General features: G+C 62.3%; 16 protein-coding genes. 3 read left to right on the top strand and 13 right to left on the bottom strand.

What is annotated here, in order from left to right; genetic code table 11:
• Positions 1 to 30 precede the first annotated feature (30 nt).
• The 3 genes from XI04_RS05980 to XI04_RS05970 all read right to left on the bottom strand — a co-directional run bounded on the left by XI04_RS05980 (position 31) and on the right by XI04_RS05970 (position 2,641).
• Positions 31 to 1,107 (bottom strand): nucleotidyltransferase family protein, encoded by a 1,077-nt coding sequence (locus XI04_RS05980; protein WP_240536270.1) that lies wholly within the window; start codon positions 1,105 to 1,107, stop codon positions 31 to 33.
• Positions 1,094 to 2,305 (bottom strand): serine/threonine protein kinase, encoded by a 1,212-nt coding sequence (locus tag XI04_RS05975; RefSeq protein ID WP_244429138.1) that lies wholly within the window; start codon positions 2,303 to 2,305, stop codon positions 1,094 to 1,096. Before XI04_RS05975 ends, XI04_RS05980 begins: the two co-directional genes overlap by 14 nt.
• A 114-nt stretch (positions 2,306 to 2,419) precedes the next feature.
• Complete coding sequence (locus XI04_RS05970; protein ID WP_240536271.1) at positions 2,420 to 2,641, bottom strand: hypothetical protein; 222 nt, start codon at positions 2,639 to 2,641, stop codon at positions 2,420 to 2,422.
• 680 nt (positions 2,642 to 3,321) lie between these two features.
• Between XI04_RS05970 and XI04_RS05965 the strand changes: the two genes are divergently transcribed.
• Together XI04_RS05965 and XI04_RS05960 are read left to right on the top strand one after the other, a co-directional pair.
• The gene (locus XI04_RS05965; protein ID WP_038948928.1) at positions 3,322 to 3,537 is read left to right on the top strand and encodes a hypothetical protein; all 216 of its coding nucleotides are present in this window, start codon (positions 3,322 to 3,324) and stop codon (positions 3,535 to 3,537) included.
• Positions 3,538 to 4,310: 773 nt separating this feature from the next.
• Positions 4,311 to 4,508, top strand: a complete 198-nt coding sequence (locus tag XI04_RS05960) for a hypothetical protein (RefSeq protein ID WP_240536272.1) — start codon at positions 4,311 to 4,313, stop codon at positions 4,506 to 4,508.
• 31 nt (positions 4,509 to 4,539) lie between these two features.
• On the opposite strand, the gene XI04_RS05955 is transcribed toward XI04_RS05960, so the two are convergent.
• The 10 genes from XI04_RS05955 to XI04_RS05910 all read right to left on the bottom strand — a co-directional run bounded on the left by XI04_RS05955 (position 4,540) and on the right by XI04_RS05910 (position 13,718).
• The gene (locus XI04_RS05955) at positions 4,540 to 5,541 is read right to left on the bottom strand and encodes a formate dehydrogenase subunit gamma (RefSeq protein WP_038948932.1); all 1,002 of its coding nucleotides are present in this window, start codon (positions 5,539 to 5,541) and stop codon (positions 4,540 to 4,542) included.
• A gap of 39 nt (positions 5,542 to 5,580) precedes the next feature.
• A complete protein-coding gene (gene fdh3B, locus XI04_RS05950) occupies positions 5,581 to 6,177 on the bottom strand; it encodes a formate dehydrogenase FDH3 subunit beta (RefSeq protein ID WP_028143626.1) in 597 nt (198 codons plus the stop codon).
• 13 nt (positions 6,178 to 6,190) lie between these two features.
• Positions 6,191 to 9,133 (bottom strand): formate dehydrogenase subunit alpha, encoded by a 2,943-nt coding sequence (locus XI04_RS05945; RefSeq protein WP_038948933.1) that lies wholly within the window; start codon positions 9,131 to 9,133, stop codon positions 6,191 to 6,193.
• A gap of 12 nt (positions 9,134 to 9,145) precedes the next feature.
• Positions 9,146 to 9,355: a twin-arginine translocation signal domain-containing protein gene (locus XI04_RS05940; protein ID WP_028143624.1), complete on the bottom strand. Its 210-nt coding sequence runs from the start codon at positions 9,353 to 9,355 to the stop codon at positions 9,146 to 9,148.
• Positions 9,356 to 9,384: 29 nt separating this feature from the next.
• The gene (locus tag XI04_RS05935; protein WP_271608101.1) at positions 9,385 to 10,164 is read right to left on the bottom strand and encodes a molecular chaperone TorD family protein; all 780 of its coding nucleotides are present in this window, start codon (positions 10,162 to 10,164) and stop codon (positions 9,385 to 9,387) included.
• 147 nt (positions 10,165 to 10,311) lie between these two features.
• A complete protein-coding gene (locus XI04_RS05930; RefSeq protein WP_271608102.1) occupies positions 10,312 to 10,947 on the bottom strand; it encodes a DUF3306 domain-containing protein in 636 nt (211 codons plus the stop codon).
• Entirely contained in the window at positions 10,944 to 11,459 is a 516-nt protein-coding gene (locus XI04_RS05925; protein WP_028143621.1) for a DUF3305 domain-containing protein, read from the bottom strand. The genes XI04_RS05930 and XI04_RS05925 overlap by 4 nt, the downstream gene beginning before the upstream one ends.
• Positions 11,456 to 12,463: a DUF6352 family protein gene (locus XI04_RS05920; RefSeq protein ID WP_028143620.1), complete on the bottom strand. Its 1,008-nt coding sequence runs from the start codon at positions 12,461 to 12,463 to the stop codon at positions 11,456 to 11,458. The genes XI04_RS05925 and XI04_RS05920 overlap by 4 nt, the downstream gene beginning before the upstream one ends.
• Positions 12,460 to 12,999, bottom strand: a complete 540-nt coding sequence (locus XI04_RS05915; protein ID WP_028143619.1) for a DUF6505 family protein — start codon at positions 12,997 to 12,999, stop codon at positions 12,460 to 12,462. Before XI04_RS05915 ends, XI04_RS05920 begins: the two co-directional genes overlap by 4 nt.
• Positions 12,996 to 13,718 (bottom strand): biotin/lipoate--protein ligase family protein, encoded by a 723-nt coding sequence (locus XI04_RS05910; RefSeq protein ID WP_240536273.1) that lies wholly within the window; start codon positions 13,716 to 13,718, stop codon positions 12,996 to 12,998. The genes XI04_RS05915 and XI04_RS05910 overlap by 4 nt, the downstream gene beginning before the upstream one ends.
• Positions 13,719 to 13,900: 182 nt before the next feature.
• On the opposite strand from XI04_RS05910, the gene XI04_RS05905 reads away from it, so the two are divergent.
• Positions 13,901 to 15,871 (top strand): 4Fe-4S binding protein, encoded by a 1,971-nt coding sequence (locus XI04_RS05905; RefSeq protein ID WP_271623537.1) that lies wholly within the window; start codon positions 13,901 to 13,903, stop codon positions 15,869 to 15,871.
• Positions 15,872 to 15,890 lie beyond the last annotated feature (19 nt).

Here is a 15,890-nt window from a genome sequence, read left to right as displayed (position 1 = left end):
GCTACCGCCCTAACGGAGCGGCTTGTGATTTTAGGCCTTCCCTGCGCGCACCGCGACGGCCGCCTTCAACAGAAACTGCAGGGTTCCCATCCTCGGCAGGGACCACAATCCACGCCGGCGCGCAGTGGGTTGGATGGTGTCATTCGCCACCTTCCGGTAGTTTCCGAGATCCAGCATCATCATTGCGAGGAAGGGCACGCGCGTGGCTGGAAATCGTGCTTGCATCAACTGTCGCATGAACTGCAGACGGGGAATCAGCCGAGAGCGCAACTCTTGCGGAATCTCGACGCCAAGCAACTCAGCAAGAGCAAACAGCTGGGTTTCAACCGCGTTCTTCATCAATTCGCCCGAGACAAGAGAGGCAAGCTCTTTCCAATCCAGGCCCTCGGCGGAATTGCTCATATCGCGCAATTCAACTAGGTGCCGCAGGTCGAGGTCGCCCAGCCAATAACCGTAGTCTTGAAATTGATCATGGATGATCAACATGAGCGCCCGGTAGGTAGGCGCGGGGATATACACGCGTCCGCGCCCCAGCGGCGCGGGCACACAATGGTTCAGCGGGTGCCCGAAGCTCCGGTAGAGGTACGCGGGACCTGGAGCTGCCCGCTGCAGGTCGATGGTCCCGACATCCTGCGAGCGATTCAGCTCGACATGCCATCTGTGGCTTTCGGGAGGGGTCTCATAGTCAACATCGTAGCCAATTGCGCATAGAGCGGAGACTGCCATTCTGGCTTCGTCCGGCATAACCATAATATCCAGGTCGGACATTAGCCGAACGCCTCGTCGCTCTTCAGGCGCGGTCACCAGCGTCGATGCCCCCTTAAGCATGATTGGCGTAATTCCCAGGTCGTTCATCGCAACGACGGCTTCTTCGAGTTGAGCGACGAGCCGATTGTTCCGCAGCACGTTTCGGCCGTGGATCTGGCGAATATATCCGCAGACGTCCTCCGACAGGACCGGTGCAAATTTGTCGACAAAATCGATGAGCGCCGGTGTCGTCAGAGTCTGATTTGCGAGCCCGATTACGGACGTCCATTCGACATCGACAGGTGGCATGCCTTGCAGGCAATTGCAGAGGCTCGTGAGCGCCGCGCTATGCCTTGCCATTGCATAGATCCATAAGCACGCGGCGAGCCTCCACGGCCTCGCAATAGGTGAGTTGAAGCGATGGCGCGCCCGCGACGATCCGCTTCAAAGCGAAAAAGCCGGCCTGCGAAAGTCTTCCGTCAGCAGCAAATCCGTTGTCGATGAGCCGCTTCATCGAATCCAGTTGATCTATCGCGGTTAGTTCGGCCGGACCGCTCGCGACACGGTTCAAGAAGATGATCCAGCCTGCGGAAAAGCTTTGGTGGTACGCATCCGCAATGGGTACGTATCGCACCAGAACGCCGTCGGAGCGGCGATGCGTCGCGTCGTACCGGCCGCCATGTAGTCGCGAGAGCAAGTCCCACGACCCCTCCTTGAGCGTGAGAGCAAACGGGATGCCGCAGATCGCTCCGTCAGCGCCAACCAGCGCAACGTCATCGCCGGCGTACCGAAGTCCGGCATCCACCAGCTGCAATGTGAGGGTAGACTTTCCGGCTCCCGGCTGGCCGCACAACAATAGTCCCATACCGTCCTTCACAAGAGAAGCGGCATGAAGGGAGAAGGTCCAGCGATCGCTTCGAATAAGCCGCTCGGTGATGTGAGCTTTGATCGTTGGGGCAAGTGCTTCGACTTGACATCTGGAGATGCTGGAATCCTCTCCGCGCAAGAGCACTTGCTCGTCCAGCATCATTGCCTCGATCGCAATGTCGTCGTCGCCGCCGGCGCTCTGGTCCGAAACACAAAACAGCGAACACAGCCGCCTCAAGAGGTCCCGATTTGCAGCCCGGACCCCTATTCGGTGCCGGCCTAGTACCGCCGAGAAGGCAAAATCGGTCGGCATTCGCCAGTCGACCTCGAGCAACGCTCGATCGATCCAGACATCTACGACCTGTCGGGTGAACTGGCGCGCGGTCTGCTCGTCGATGCCTAGGGTCCCAAGCCCCTTACAGGTGTCTTCCAGAGAGGCGCCTTGCGCCAGCTTACACCAGATGAATGCCCCTACTCGGTCCAGTTCAAAGATCTTCTGCCCTGCTTCGCTGAAGAGCATTGATCGACCGTCCAGCAGCGCGAACACTGCATCCGAAGCCGGTCTCAATACCATCTCTGCCGACGATCTTTCCAGCACGGTTCCAACCAATGTGAAGACATCTGCCTCGTCCTGTGCCGACGAAGCGACGACAGCGCCCGGGATGCTAGCGTCGCGGCCCTCGGCAGCCACGAAGTTCAATCTGAACCGTCCGCGGCGCGGCAATTCCCGTCTGCCGGGCACAAGTGACCCAATCGGTCTCGTTTCGAAACGACAATCAGGTCCGGCACGCCACAGCTGACCGCCCTACCCCCTCCCTCCGGAGAAATGTTCAACACCTGCTCTCAAAGAAAGCGCGCTCGCACTCAACCGATGAGCATCCAGGAGGTACCGATAGGCTTCGCGATCGGCACTGCGTTCCCGCAGAATGCGCTCCTTCTCGCCAATACCTACCAATTCGGCACGCATCTGGGCCAACTGCGGCGCATCGGGGGCGAAATCGTACTCGCTAAGAGTTAAATCCCACATTGTCTCCTCCAGCCGAACAAAACCTGGACGAGCTTAGCTTACGTGATCGGCAGCAATTAACAACGATATTTACATCAGTGCCATATAATCAAAATTTATTTCATATTTGAACCGAACCTAACCACCCGTTTACCAAAGCCAAATCGCAGCGCGCGCCGAACTGATGGCAGGTGGCGAGGGATAGGCTGAGCGTGCGAAAGGGCCCGCCGCGACAGCCCGCAAAATAAATCGGTCGAGAGTCGCAAACCGGACCGACAACGCGCATTTAATTGCGCATTAAATAAAAAAAACGATAATGTTGACGAATTGCGTGAGGGGGGAGTGAGACCAGTGATCCGGTTGGCTGATCTGTCCGTCAAAGGGAAGATATTGGCTTCGTTGCGAGCGGAATATTCGGCACGAAGCCGCAGGGATTTGAACATGCTAATTGTGAGGGGCCTCCCAGAAGCCTTCGGTTGAAGCCGAAGCCTCATTTCATAGGCCTGCCGGCCAAAGCCGGCGGTATCCCCGAGAATTCGCCAAGCAGGAATCCGGTCGGTTGGAGAAGCGTCGTCACGAGCAAGCTGCCCTTTGCTCGACAACGACCCCAGGTGCGATGCCCCCCCAAGTAACCCGCACCGACGAGAGCGCACTCCAGCCGACCGGCCCCTTTTTCAGCCGTATGTTTCTGGGAGGCTCACATGGGTATGGTCATGGTCGAGTGTCCGCAAACGGGTCGCGCGATTCCTACCGGCATCAAATCCGATCGCGAGACTTTCCTGCGGAGCATCGTGTTTTTCGGCAATACTCGTTGCCCAATCTGTGAGGCCAATCATAACTGGTTCGCCCGCGAGGCCTGGGTCGAAGAGTCAATCATCCGGACGGTGGATATCCTTCGTGCGGCTCCTTCGCGCTGACATAAATGCCAAGGCCGTTTGAAAGAGCGCGTCCAAATTCCCTTTTCCGATGCGAGCATTTTGGTGCAATGCACTAGAGTGCTCGAAAATATTTCTGCGTATCGTCGTAAAGCGAACGGACGGCTCCGGGATCCATTGCTTACAAATTATTGGCACGTCGTCACAAATTCGATCTTTCCGTCACGGCTTCGGCAAGGCCTGTTGGGGTATTATAGTGAGTAGTGGGTTTTGCAGCCTGGCTGTTCTGCATCATACAGCGATCGAGCTCGTTAGCCTGCTCGCTCAATTGAAGCGGCTCCGGGAGAGAGTACGAAGGGCGGAAGCACGGCGCTCGGGAGAAAGACGGCAATCGGCGTCGCGTGCGCGAAGGCCCCGAGCAACGAGATATCGCACGCGAACGATTCCCAGGTCAGTGCAATTCTGATCATCATGCTGGCTGAATCAAGGACCAGCATGGATGCGCAAGGCCTATTCACCGCAAGCGTGCCGTGTTCTCTCTAGCCCGCTTTCGACAGGCGCTGGCCGGCATACATCGCAGGCTTGAACCCTGATTCCGGCTTTCATCACGACAAAGCCGCATCACAACAGACGGCGCAGAGCGCGTTGGCGCGAGTCCGATCGAGCTCTTCCAGTTTCCTCGCTTCATACTTCCGGCTTCGTTGGACGGAACGCATCGACGACTTTGGAACCGCTGGCTGTGAAGTGGCTCACATTGCGCAAGACAATATACGTGTATCCGTCGTGCTGGGTGGACATGGCAGACGGAGATGCGCATGAAACGCCTCATGCTCTCGCTCATTGCAGCCTTGCTTCTCGCCGGAGCGGCCAACAGCATGCTCAGATCGCACGCACTGTTCGACCAGAGCGGCATGCCATCCATCCAGGAACTGCAGACAGGTCAGGCAAACAAGCTCCCTGAACAGGAGATGCAGGACCGTTCGATCTTGTTTGCGAAAGAACCGGCGCAATAGAGCGAACCGCCCGCTTTCCCGGCTGTCCGTCTTACTCGGCCGCCTCGGTTGCGGGTCGTGACTGTCCGTCGTTTGGCCCCGCTCGTGCCGTCTCCTGGTCGAACCAGAGGCTATGGTGCTCGCGAGCCCAATTGACGTCGACCTCACCCGTGCCCATGGCCTCGAACGCACCTTCCATTCCGATCGTGCCGATATAGATGTGCGCGAGCATCGCCGCGACAAACAAGACGGCCACGACGGAGTGCACCACCTGGGCAATCTGCATGCCCTCGATCCCCGTGCCGTAGAACGGAAACATCAGCGCATAGCCGGTCGCGGCGACGAGCCCGCCGCCGATCACGACGATCCAGTAAATCGCCTTCTGCCCGCCATTGAAGCGATTGGCCGGCGGATGGTCATGCCCGAACAAGCCGCCGCCACGTTTCGCCCATTCGATATCCACCTTGTTGGGAATGTTGCCGCCAATCCACATCAGGAAGATCAGGACCACGCCGAGCGTGAACGGGAAGCTCAGATAATTGTGGGCGTACTTCGCCCATTGCGACCATTCGGAAAAGGCCTCGAAGCCGATCAGCGGCAAGAGCAGCGGCCGGCCGAAGGTGATGTTGAGGCCGGAGATCGCCAGGATGATGAAGCAGGTTGCCGTCATCCAGTGCACGAAGCGCTCGAAGACGTTGAAGCGCACAATGGTACGACCCGATCGGCCACTTTCCAGCCGGACCATGCCGCGGGTGAGATAGAAGATCATGATCAGGGCGGTCATCCCGATGATCGCGATGCCACCGATCCAGCGCAGCGTGACATCGCGGAACTCGCGCCACTCACGTCCCTGTGGCTGCTCCAGGACGCCGGACCGCTGGTCCGGAATGCTCACCCGGCCCTGGATCCGGTTCAGCTCCTGCAGAAGCTGCTGCTCCTTGACCGAACTTGCAGTCGGATTGACCTGTTGAGCACTCGCGGGCGCCGCCATCACCAAGAGAAGCAGCGTGCAGACGCCGAAAGCCAGGCGAATGAACATTCCAAATGACGCCATCACGTCCTCCCCGGTATTGCGCGCCCTCGGCTGCCCACCTCAAGATTCGATCGTCTCGCGATAGGCGGTCTTCCAGCCCCACGCGCCCGAACCATAGCCGCGCTTCATGACCCGCTCTTTGTAGATCTGGGCAATGATCTCGCCGTCGCCGGCGAGCAACGACTTGGTCGAGCACATTTCGGCGCAGAGCGGCAGCTTGCCTTCGGCCAGCCGGTTCGCACCGTATTTCTCGTATTCTTCCTTGCTGCCGTCGGCCTCGGGGCCGCCCGCGCAAAAGGTGCATTTGTCCATCTTGCCGCGCGAGCCGAAATTGCCAACCTTCGGATATTGCGGCGCCCCGAAGGGACAGGCGTAGAAGCAATAGCCGCAGCCGATGCAGAGATCCTTGGAGTGCAGCACCACGGCATCCGCCGTGGTGTAGAAACAGTTCACCGGACACACGGCCGCGCAAGGCGCGTCCGTGCAGTGCATGCAGGCCATCGAGATCGAGCGCTCGCCCGGTTTGCCGTCGTTGATGGTGACGACGCGGCGCCGGTTGATGCCCCAGGGCACCTCGTGTTCGTTCTTGCACGCCGTGACGCAGGCGTTGCATTCGATGCACCGGTCAGCGTCGCAAAGAAACTTCATTCGAGCCATGTTCGTTGCTCCCTCAAGCCGCGACGATCTGACAAAGCGTGACCTTCGGCTCCTGCATGCCCGTCGCCGGGTCGTAGCCGTAGCTCGTGATGGTGTTGGCGCTCTCACCGAGCACGATCGGGTCGGTGCCGGCCGGATAGTTCTTGCGCAGGTCGGCGCCGCCCAGCCAGCCGCCGAAGTGGAACGGCATCCAGGCCACGCCCTTGCCGACACGCTCCGTAACCAGCGCCTTCATCCGGGCGCGCGAATTGTTTTCGGCGCCGCTCACCCAGACCCAGCCGCCGTCCTTGATGCCGCGATCGGCGGCATCGGCGACGCTGATCTCGATGAACATGTCCTGCTGCAATTCGGCGAGCCAGGGATTGGTGCGCGTCTCCTCCCCGCCCCCCTCATACTCCACCAGCCGCCCCGAGGAGAGGATGAGCGGAAACTGCTTTGCGATCCCCTTTTCGACCGCCGCCTTCTGCACGGAGAAGCCGATATTGGGCAGACGGAACTGCTTGGCGTCAGGCAGGGTTGGATACTTCTCCACCAGGTCGACGCGCGGCGTATAGATCGGTTCACGATGCACCGGAATCGGATCCGGCAGACCGAACGCGTTCATGCGCGCCTTGCCGTTGCCGAAGGGCACGCAGCCGTGCTTCAGCGCGACGCGCTGGATGCCGCCTGAGAGGTCGAGTGCCCAGGATACGGCATCCGGATTAGCCGCGTTGACCTTCTGGATCGTCGCCATTTCAGCCTCGGTGAGATCCTTGTCCCAGCCGAGCTTCTTCAGGCTTGCCAGCGTGAACTCGGGGTAGCCGTCCTCGATCTCCGACCCCTTGGAAAAGGATTTGTCGGCAAGCAGGCTCACCTTCCGCGTCGTGCCGTCCGGCAGTTTTTCCTCGCGCTCGATGCCGAAGCGTGGGCGGAAAGCGCCGCCGCCGTCCATGACATGCAAATTGTTGTTGTAGAGCAGCGGCGAGCCGGGATGTTTCACCTCCGGCGAGCCCCAACACGGCCAGGGCAGGCCGTAATAGTCGCCGCCGACCTCCGGATCGTCCTTCGGCGCGCGCATCGTCACCAGATCGAATTTGTTCTGGTTCTTCATATGCGCCTTGATGCGCTCCGGCGACTGGCCGCAATAGCCGGTCGACCAGCTTCCGCGGTTGATCTCGCGGAGCACGTCCTCCGCGAGCGGAAGGTTGTTCTCGACCTTGATGTTCTTGAACATCTTGTCGGCGAAGCCGAACTTCTTCGCCATCAGGTAGATGACCTCGAGATCGTCCTTGGATTCGAAGATCGGCTTGACGATCTGCTCGCCCCACTGCATCGAGCGGTTGGAGGCGACGCGCGATCCCGAGCATTCGAATTGCGTGGCGACAGGCAGGATATAGACGCCGTCCTTCCGTCCCGCCTCGACCGCGAGCGACGCCCAGGTGGTCGGGTGCGGATCCGCGATCACCAGCAGGTCCAGTGCCTTCAAACCCTTCATCGACTCCGGAATGCGGGTGATGCTGTTGCTGGCGTGGCCTTGCACGAATACGGCCTTGACGTTGTCCTTCTGTGCAACGTCGGCCTTCGGCAAGAGCGCAGCATCGAACCATCGCGTCAGCGGGATGCCTGGGGTCTCCATCTGCTTCTTCTCGTCGAAGCGGGAGACCAGGTACTCGTAGTCGACCTCCCAGACCCGCGACCAGTGCTTCCAGGCGCCTTCCGCAAGGCCGTAATAGAACGGCAGGGTCACGATATCGAGGCCAACGTCGGTTGCGCCTTGCACGTTGTCATGGCCGCGCAGGATGTTGGCACCGGCGCCCGCCTTGCCGACATTGCCGGTCATCAGCAGCGCGATGCAGCTCGCCCGCACATTGGCCGTGCCGACGGTGTGCTGGGTCTGCCCCATGCACCAGATGATGGTCGCGGGCTTCACGGTCGCGAACATCTTGGCGACGCGTTCGAGCTGCGCAGCGGGCACGCCGGTGACGCGTTCGACCTCCTGCGGATTCCACTTCTCGACCTCCTTGCGCAAATCGTCGAAACCGTAGACGCGCGAGGCGATGAACTCCTTGTCCTCCCAGCCGTTCTTCAGGATGTGCCACATCATGCCGTAGAGCACGGGAATGTCCGTGCCGGGACGGATCCGAACATATTCGGTGGCATGGGCCGCGGTGCGGGTCAGGCGCGGATCGAAGACGATGAAGTTCGCCTTGTTGAGCTCCTTCGATTCCAGGAGATGCTGCATGCTGACGGGATGCGCCTCCGCGGCATTGCTACCGATGAACAGCATCGTCTTGGAGTTGCGCATGTCGTTGATGCTGTTGGTCATGGCACCGTAGCCCCAGGTATTGGCGACGCCCGTGACCGTGGTGGAATGGCAGATACGCGCCTGGTGGTCGGTGTTGTTGGTCCCCCAGAACGCGCCGAGCTTGCGGAACAGATAGGAGCCCTCGTTCGTCATCTTGGCGGAACCGAGCCAGTAGACGGAATCGCTGCCCGATTTTTCGCGAACCTGTAAGAGCTTGTCGCCGATCTCGTTCACCGCGGTGTCCCAGGACACGCGCGTCCATTGGCCGTTCACGAGCTTCATCGGATAGCGCAACCGCCGATCACTGTGCACGAGCTCGCGTACGGAGGCACCTTTCGCACAATGTGAGCCGCGGTTGATCGGCGAATCCCAGCTCGGCTCCTGGCCGATCCAGACGCCGTTGAGCACTTCCGCGGTCACCGTGCATCCGACGGCGCAATGCGTGCAGATGCTCTTCTTGACGACGGCCCCGGCCGCGAGCGGTCCGGCCACCGCGGCTTCCGCCTTGCGCACACTGCCGATCGGCATGGTGCTGAGTGCCGCAAGCGCGCCGCCGGCAAGGCCGGACCTGCGCAGGAAGGAACGGCGATCCAGACCGCCGGCCTGACCCGCAAGGGATTCAGCGACGGAGCCGCGACGATCGGAACGCTGGTGTGTTCGCTTGATAAGCACGGGAAGCCTCCCTCAAGCCGGATAGCGATTGACGCGGTAATAGGTTTTTACGTGGTCGGATTCCTTGTAGCGCGCCTTGCGCTTCTCATCGTTGTTCTCGCTGTCGGCTTGTGCCGGCCCGACCAGCGGTGTCGCGAGCGTCGCGCCGGCGCCGACCGTGCCGATGCCGACCTTGCGCAGGAAATCGCGGCGTCCCACCTTGGCTTTCGTCTCGTCACTCATCGCATCTCTCCCGCACCGACGCGCGTCGGTCAGTTGGCGAATGTGAATGCTTCCGTCTCGATCTCGATAAAGGCACGGCCGAGTGCCCCCACGACCCGATAGAATCGGGCGTTGTCGGTGCTCTCCATGTCGGCGAACAGCCGCCCGATCCAGGGCGACACGTGTTTTTCAAAAAAGGCGCGTTGAGCCTCCGGCGAGGCGTCGAGGCTGCCGTCGGCAAAGCCCGACATGATCTCGCAGAGGATGGCGGCGTGATCCTCGGGCTCGGAATTGTTGGCGACCCGCCCGATGCCGAGCGCGGCCATATCCGCGCGCAGCCGTGACAACGGCCGCTCGTTGAGGAAGCCGGTGAGGTAGTACGAGGCATAGGGCAGCAATTCCCCGCGGCCGAGCCCGACGAACAGGTCGAAATATTCGCGCTCGACTTTCGCCGCGACAGCGCTTGAGGCCGCCTCAGCCAGCGCAACATGCGCGCGCCCGAGCGGCGTCGCGTCGCCCGTCAACATGGAAAGCTGGTCGAGCAATCGTCGCGACGGTGGCGCAGATAGAAGCATTGCCAGAAGCGCGTATTCCTGCGCGCGCGCCGCATCGACGGGATCGAGTGGTTCTGCGGAGAAGGCCTGTTCGCTGTAGAGATCGGGCCGCAGATCGTTGCGAGCTACGCCGGTGGCGGCTTCGACTGCAACCACCCGTTGTGCGGGTACCTTGGTCCAGTTCGAGACGGATGGCTGGCTGATGCCGATTTTGCGCGCAAGCTCGGCTATGCCGCCCGCGGCATCGATCGCGCGATCAAGACCGTCATCCCGCACGTGGACCTCCCATCCGAGTCCCGTCTGCCTAGTCGCACCTGCTCGATTATTCTTTTGTTACAAAGCAGTATGCGGAGGGTAGTCCTGGTTCCACGGACGGTCAATCGCTTGGCCATAGCCGGAGGCTATAGCCTTTCGTCGCGCTGCTCAGGACGGCAGTGCACCACCATGCGTGCGCGGCATGACGGGCTCGGCAAAATCCGCGTGTCTCTCCGCCACGATCGGTTGCGCTGCAACAGGGGCTGTTGGCAGTTCCGGCGCATTCGCCTGCTCAGGAGCTTCGAGGGCAGCGCTCGTGTCGGCTTGATGCAATTCCTCCGAAGAATCCGCTGATTCACCAAGCGCATCGGGCAATGACTCTGCCACTTCGCGCACACCGCCAATGACGCGATCGACGAGAGCCGCCAGTTCTTCCGAGGTACAATCCAGCGGTCCAAATCCCGGCATTGCGGTCGGGTCGTTGAAATCCCATGCGTTCTCCGCAAGCCCGACGAAGTCGCGGATGGCAGGATCGGCGACCCAAGCGCGGCGAAGGGCCGCACGGCTCAACTCCTGTGGAATACCCTTGCGCAGGAACGCGGTGACGTCGGTCGCAGCGTTGATCTCGTCGATCGATGGCAGGCTTGAGAGGTCGAACTCGCTCTCGCCGTCCTTCGCAACGTCCTTTAAACCATCCTTGGCCTCGGGCGGCGGCGCGGGCTGCGCCTCGGCAGGCTTCGCCGGCTCTGGTCGCGACTCGCGCTTGCGGCGGGACCAACGCGCAAGGAACTCTTCCTCGCTCATTCCTGTCCGCCTTCATGTTCGCGCCGGGCGAGCGCCTCGGGGTCAGCCCGGCGCCGCTTGCGCTTGACGAATTCCCGCTCAACATGGTGCTCGACAATGAAGCTTTCAATCGCCTCCCTCAGCACCTCCGGCATCGGCACCGCCTCGACGAGATTGTCGGCAGCCTCGGTAAAGCCCTCGCCTTCCGAGGGATCGGCGGTAACGGTCGTGACGACATAGGGCCACACGCCTTCCGAAGGGGACAGCACGGTCCAGATGCTCGGACTGCCGGAGGCGAGATTGTCGCGATAGCGCGCCGTCTCGGACGGATAAAGATCCACGGTCGCGCTTCCGGCATAGAACAGCGTCGTGCCGTCCTGCTCGCGAAGCACGGTCCAGGGTCTCATGGCGGGCTCGTCCGGCAGGATGGCGACGCCACGCCAGATGAAATCGACCCAAGGGGAGTCTGCCTTGCGCCGCTCGACCACGACACCGACCGGAATCGACAGCAATGGCAGCGCCGCGGGGCTCATGTCACCATCTCCAGACGTTTGACCGGCAAGCCTGTCAGCAGATTCTGGGGCTTCATGCGCAGTTTTTGATCCGCCGACATCGACAGGATCAGGTAGACCGGCTCGTCCTCGACATCGTCGAGCGCGAGCATTGAATCGACGAAGGTGAGGCGGAAGAGCGCGAGCACACGCTCGGCGCTGGGCCCGTCGAGCTCCTCGCCGTGCCAGAGACGATCGCCGAGCCTTGTGGCATCGGCATCGAGCCCGACATACCAGGTGAGCTTTGCGTCCTGCAGTGCGCGCAGCGGTTCGATCGTGACGTCCAAACCGAGCAGATGAGAGAGCCAGCGCCTCATCACCTGCGCCAGGGCGGTCGGCCCCAAGCCGTCGGCCGTGAGGTCGAAGGCCATGTCGAACTGGTCGCTGCGCTGCCAATAGGCAGCAACATTCTCCGCGTTCAAGACATCGACCACCGCATCGGTTGTGGCGCCTAGCATCGACATCAGCGATAGCACCGGAGTTGGGCTAATTCCGCCGACAATCTCCTCGTCGCCGAGCAGCAGGGCCTGCTCATGCGGCAGAATCCGCTGGGCCCGGAAGAACAGTTCGGCCGCGCGCAGCACGAACGGATCGTCGCAACCGTCGAGCGCATTGCGCAGGATGACGTGCACGAGCTGATTGACGAACAGCGGCGGCAGATCGTTCGCGCCTGCGCGCACCGTTGCAAGATAAGCAGCTTCGAGCGTCGGATGCCGCAACAGGAGATCGCGAAAGGCCAGCACGAACTGCCAGTTCTCCCGGGCGTCGGGATCGGCAATACCGGCGATTTCGCCGGCGCTGACCGGTTGGCGCGGATCGGAGAGCAATTCCCGGTGCAGCCGGCGTTCGACCTGACACGCATCCTCCGGCGGCATCAGTTCGGGACGGGCAAAATAGGCCTTGAGGAATTCGTCGGTAACGCGGAGCCCGCCGCCCTCGTCGCGATCGAGCAGATGATGGCCGCAGGCAATCCAGAAATCGTTCATCTGGCAGTTGGCCTCCGGCCCAGATCCACAAGCTTGAGATTGCCGTCAGGCTCGATGTCGTCCTCCATTTCCATGAACGAGAACGCCTTGCCGTGCCCCTGCCCTTCGCGCAGTTGCAGTCGGCGGAAGGACTCGCGGACCTCGCCGTCGCTTACGGCCCGGTGCACCGCAACAAGGGAGCTGATCGGATGGCTGCAGAGCGACTGCGAAAACGCCACCTCCTCTTCTGCGGCGCTCTTCGCTGTCGCCATATCCGGCGCGCCGAAACGATCGACCAGTTGCCCGGCAAGGAGATCGACCAGGTTGCGGTAATCGTCCTCGGTGGCCGGAACGATCTGCGCCAGCGTCGACCAGCCCCAGGACTGCACCCCGAGGAAACCGCCGCGGAAGGCCGCGCGCGCCTTGCCCTCGAGCTTCGCAGGATCGCAATCCCAAAAGCGGAAAACGCCGGAGACGGCCCATTCGCCCGGCTCTGCCGCCACGTCAAACACGAATGTGTCGGAGGGATCGAGCGCGATGGTACGCAGGAGCTTCACAGCCGCGGCCCCCCGAGTGCCGGATCGAGCCAGGATGGGGTCGCAAGCGCCTGGACGAGGTCGCCACGCTCGATCGCGCCCGCCCCAACCCGGCGCGTCAGCAGATCGCCGAGATCGTCGATGCGCCGCACGGTCTGTCGCTCGCGCGGCATACGCGAGACATAATCGCGCGCGACACCGTCAAAACCGTCTGCCTGCCAGCCGTCAATCACCAGCATCAGGTGCCGGGCAAAGCTCTCTGTCAATTGCTCGGCGCCGGCCTCACCAAACCCTTCCTGGTCGAGCGCCGAGGCAAGCGGGTGAACGCCCGGCTCGTCGTCGTCCATGGCAACCGTCCGGATCATGGCGCCAAACACCAGCCATGGCGGCGGTGTGTCTTCGTCGGCGTCGCGTGGCCATCCCAACCGTCCGCCGCCGACCAATCCCCCGTCGACCCTGACCGCGTCAGGCCAATCGATGGTGATCGGCTTGCTCGGCGGCGCATAGGCGCGCAGCGCATCGGTGAGTGCGACCATGCCGGCGTAGAACGCGCGACGCGCGCTGCACAGAGGCTCTCGGGGCTCAAGGACCACGGCAAACTCAGCAAGATCGAAGCGGCCGACATAGACCAATGTGCCCGCACCACTCTCCGGTGCAATGCGGCATGCATGGGCAAAAGCATCGCCACTCTCGCGCAGCCGCACCAAGGTGAACGGCGGCGGCAGGCGGATCGGTTCCACCGGGGAAACGTGGCTGACTGGGGTCGACGGCAGGCCGTCCTCCGCTTTCCTTTTCTTCCCGATGGATAATGTCTATACGAGGCAAAGGGCCGGCGCGAGTCCACAGTCGGCGCCCGACTAGCGGAGGGATTAACCTGTCGCAGCCGTCGAAGACCGTCTTGATCTGCTCGTGCGAAGACACGATGCGTCTCGACATGGCCGCGATCCGGCGCGGATGTCCGAACAGCGAGATCAGAGGCTTTCGCCATCTCTGCGGGCCCGAACTCGATCATTTTCGCAAGGCAGCCGCGGAGACTGGCCCGCTGACGGTCGCCTGCACGCAGCAGGCCGCGCAGTTTTCGGACGAGGCCGGCGAACGGGCCAAGGCGATCAGCTTTGTCAATATCCGTGAGACGGCCGGCTGGTCACACGAAGGGGCGCGCGCCGGCGCGAAAATGGTCGCCCTGTTGGCGGCCGCCTCCATCCCGGCGCCCGACTATCCGCTGGTCACCCTGTCGAGCGACGGCGTGATCCTGATCTATGGGCGCAACGAAGCTGCGATCGAGGCCGGCCGGCTGCTTGCGGATCACCTCGACGTCACGGTCATGCTGAAGCAGATCAGTGACACCGTGCCGCAGGCGGCAACGGTCTTCCCGATCGTGAGGGGCACCATCCGCTCTGCAAAAGGACACTTTGGCGCCTTCGAGCTCATGATCGACGACTATGCCAGGCCCCGCCCCTCCTCGCGCGATCGCTTCGTGCTTGACGCTTCCCGAGACGGAGTGACGTCGCACTGCGATATCGTGCTGGACCTTTCGGGCGGGATGCCGCTGTTTCCCGCACACGACCTGCGCGACGGGTATCTCCGCGCCGACCCGAACGATCCCGCCGCGGTGCTGCGCGCCGTCTTGACCGCACGCGACCTCGTCGGCAGCTTCGACAAGCCGAAATATGTCGACGTTACGCCCGGTCTTTGCGCCCATTCGCGCTCGAAGCGCACGGGGTGCCATCGCTGCCTCGATCTCTGCCCGACCGGCGCAATCACGCCCGCCGGCGATCATGTCGCTGTTGATCCGAACATCTGCGCGGGCTGCGGGCAATGCGCCGCCGCCTGCCCGACTGGCGCTGCATCTTACACGTTACCGCCCGCCGATACGCAGCTTCAAAGACTTCGCGCCATGCTGCTCGCCTACCACGCGGCCGGCGGCGCCAACGCGGTGCTGCTGTTCCATGACGGCTCGCACGGCACACCGTTGATCGAAGCTCTGGCACGACATGGCGACGGTCTTCCCGCGAACGTGCTTCCCTTTGTCGTCAACGAACTCACGCAGGTCGGGTTGGAAGCGATCGTCGGCGCATTCGCTTATGGTGTAACAGCCGTGCGCTATCTGCTGCGCGCAAGGCCGCGCCACGATGTGACCGGACTATCGCAGACGATCGGCATGGCCGATGCGATCCTTGGCGGTCTCGGCTTTGATGGCCAGCGCGTCGCCACGATCGAGACCGACGACCCTGACGCGCTCGGCAGCCATCTCAGCGGCATCGGCCCGCTTGCGGCGGTCGCAACACCGGCGACCTTCAGAACCGTCGGCAAGCGGCGCGACCTCCTGCGCTTCGGCCTCAGCGAGCTGCATCGTCTTGCGCCAAAGCCGGTGGACGTGATTGCGCTGCCGCAGGGCGCTCCAGTCGGCGCGATCAGCGTCGACACGGACGGGTGCACGCTGTGTCTCTCGTGTGTCTCCGCCTGCCCGACCGGCGCGCTGCGCGACGATCCCGAGCGGCCGGTGCTGAAATTCATCGAGGACGCCTGCGTGCAATGCGGCCTGTGCCAGACCACCTGTCCGGAAAAGGTCATCACGCTCAAGCCGCAGATCGATTTCCGCGCCGCCCGCGCTCCCGCCGCGGTCATCAAGGAAGAGGAGCCCGCGCTCTGTGTCCGCTGCGGCACGGCGTTCGGGGTGAAGAGCACGATCGACCGGATCGCCGCCAAGCTCGAGGGGCGGCACTGGATGTATCCCGCCGGCGACAAACGGATCGAGGCGCTCAAGATGTGCGCCGACTGCCGCGTCATCGTCATGAGCGAGCAGCAGTTCAATCCGTTCAAGGGCATTCCCGAACGCACGCCGCCGCGAACGACGGACGACTACCTACGTCAGCGCGAGGGCAAGGACTAGACAAGACCAGCAGACATCT

Source organism: Bradyrhizobium sp. CCBAU 11430 (genome assembly GCF_028128855.1).
Taxonomy (GTDB): domain Bacteria; phylum Pseudomonadota; class Alphaproteobacteria; order Rhizobiales; family Xanthobacteraceae; genus Bradyrhizobium; species Bradyrhizobium ottawaense.
This window is presented reverse-complemented; position numbering and strand designations above follow the sequence as displayed.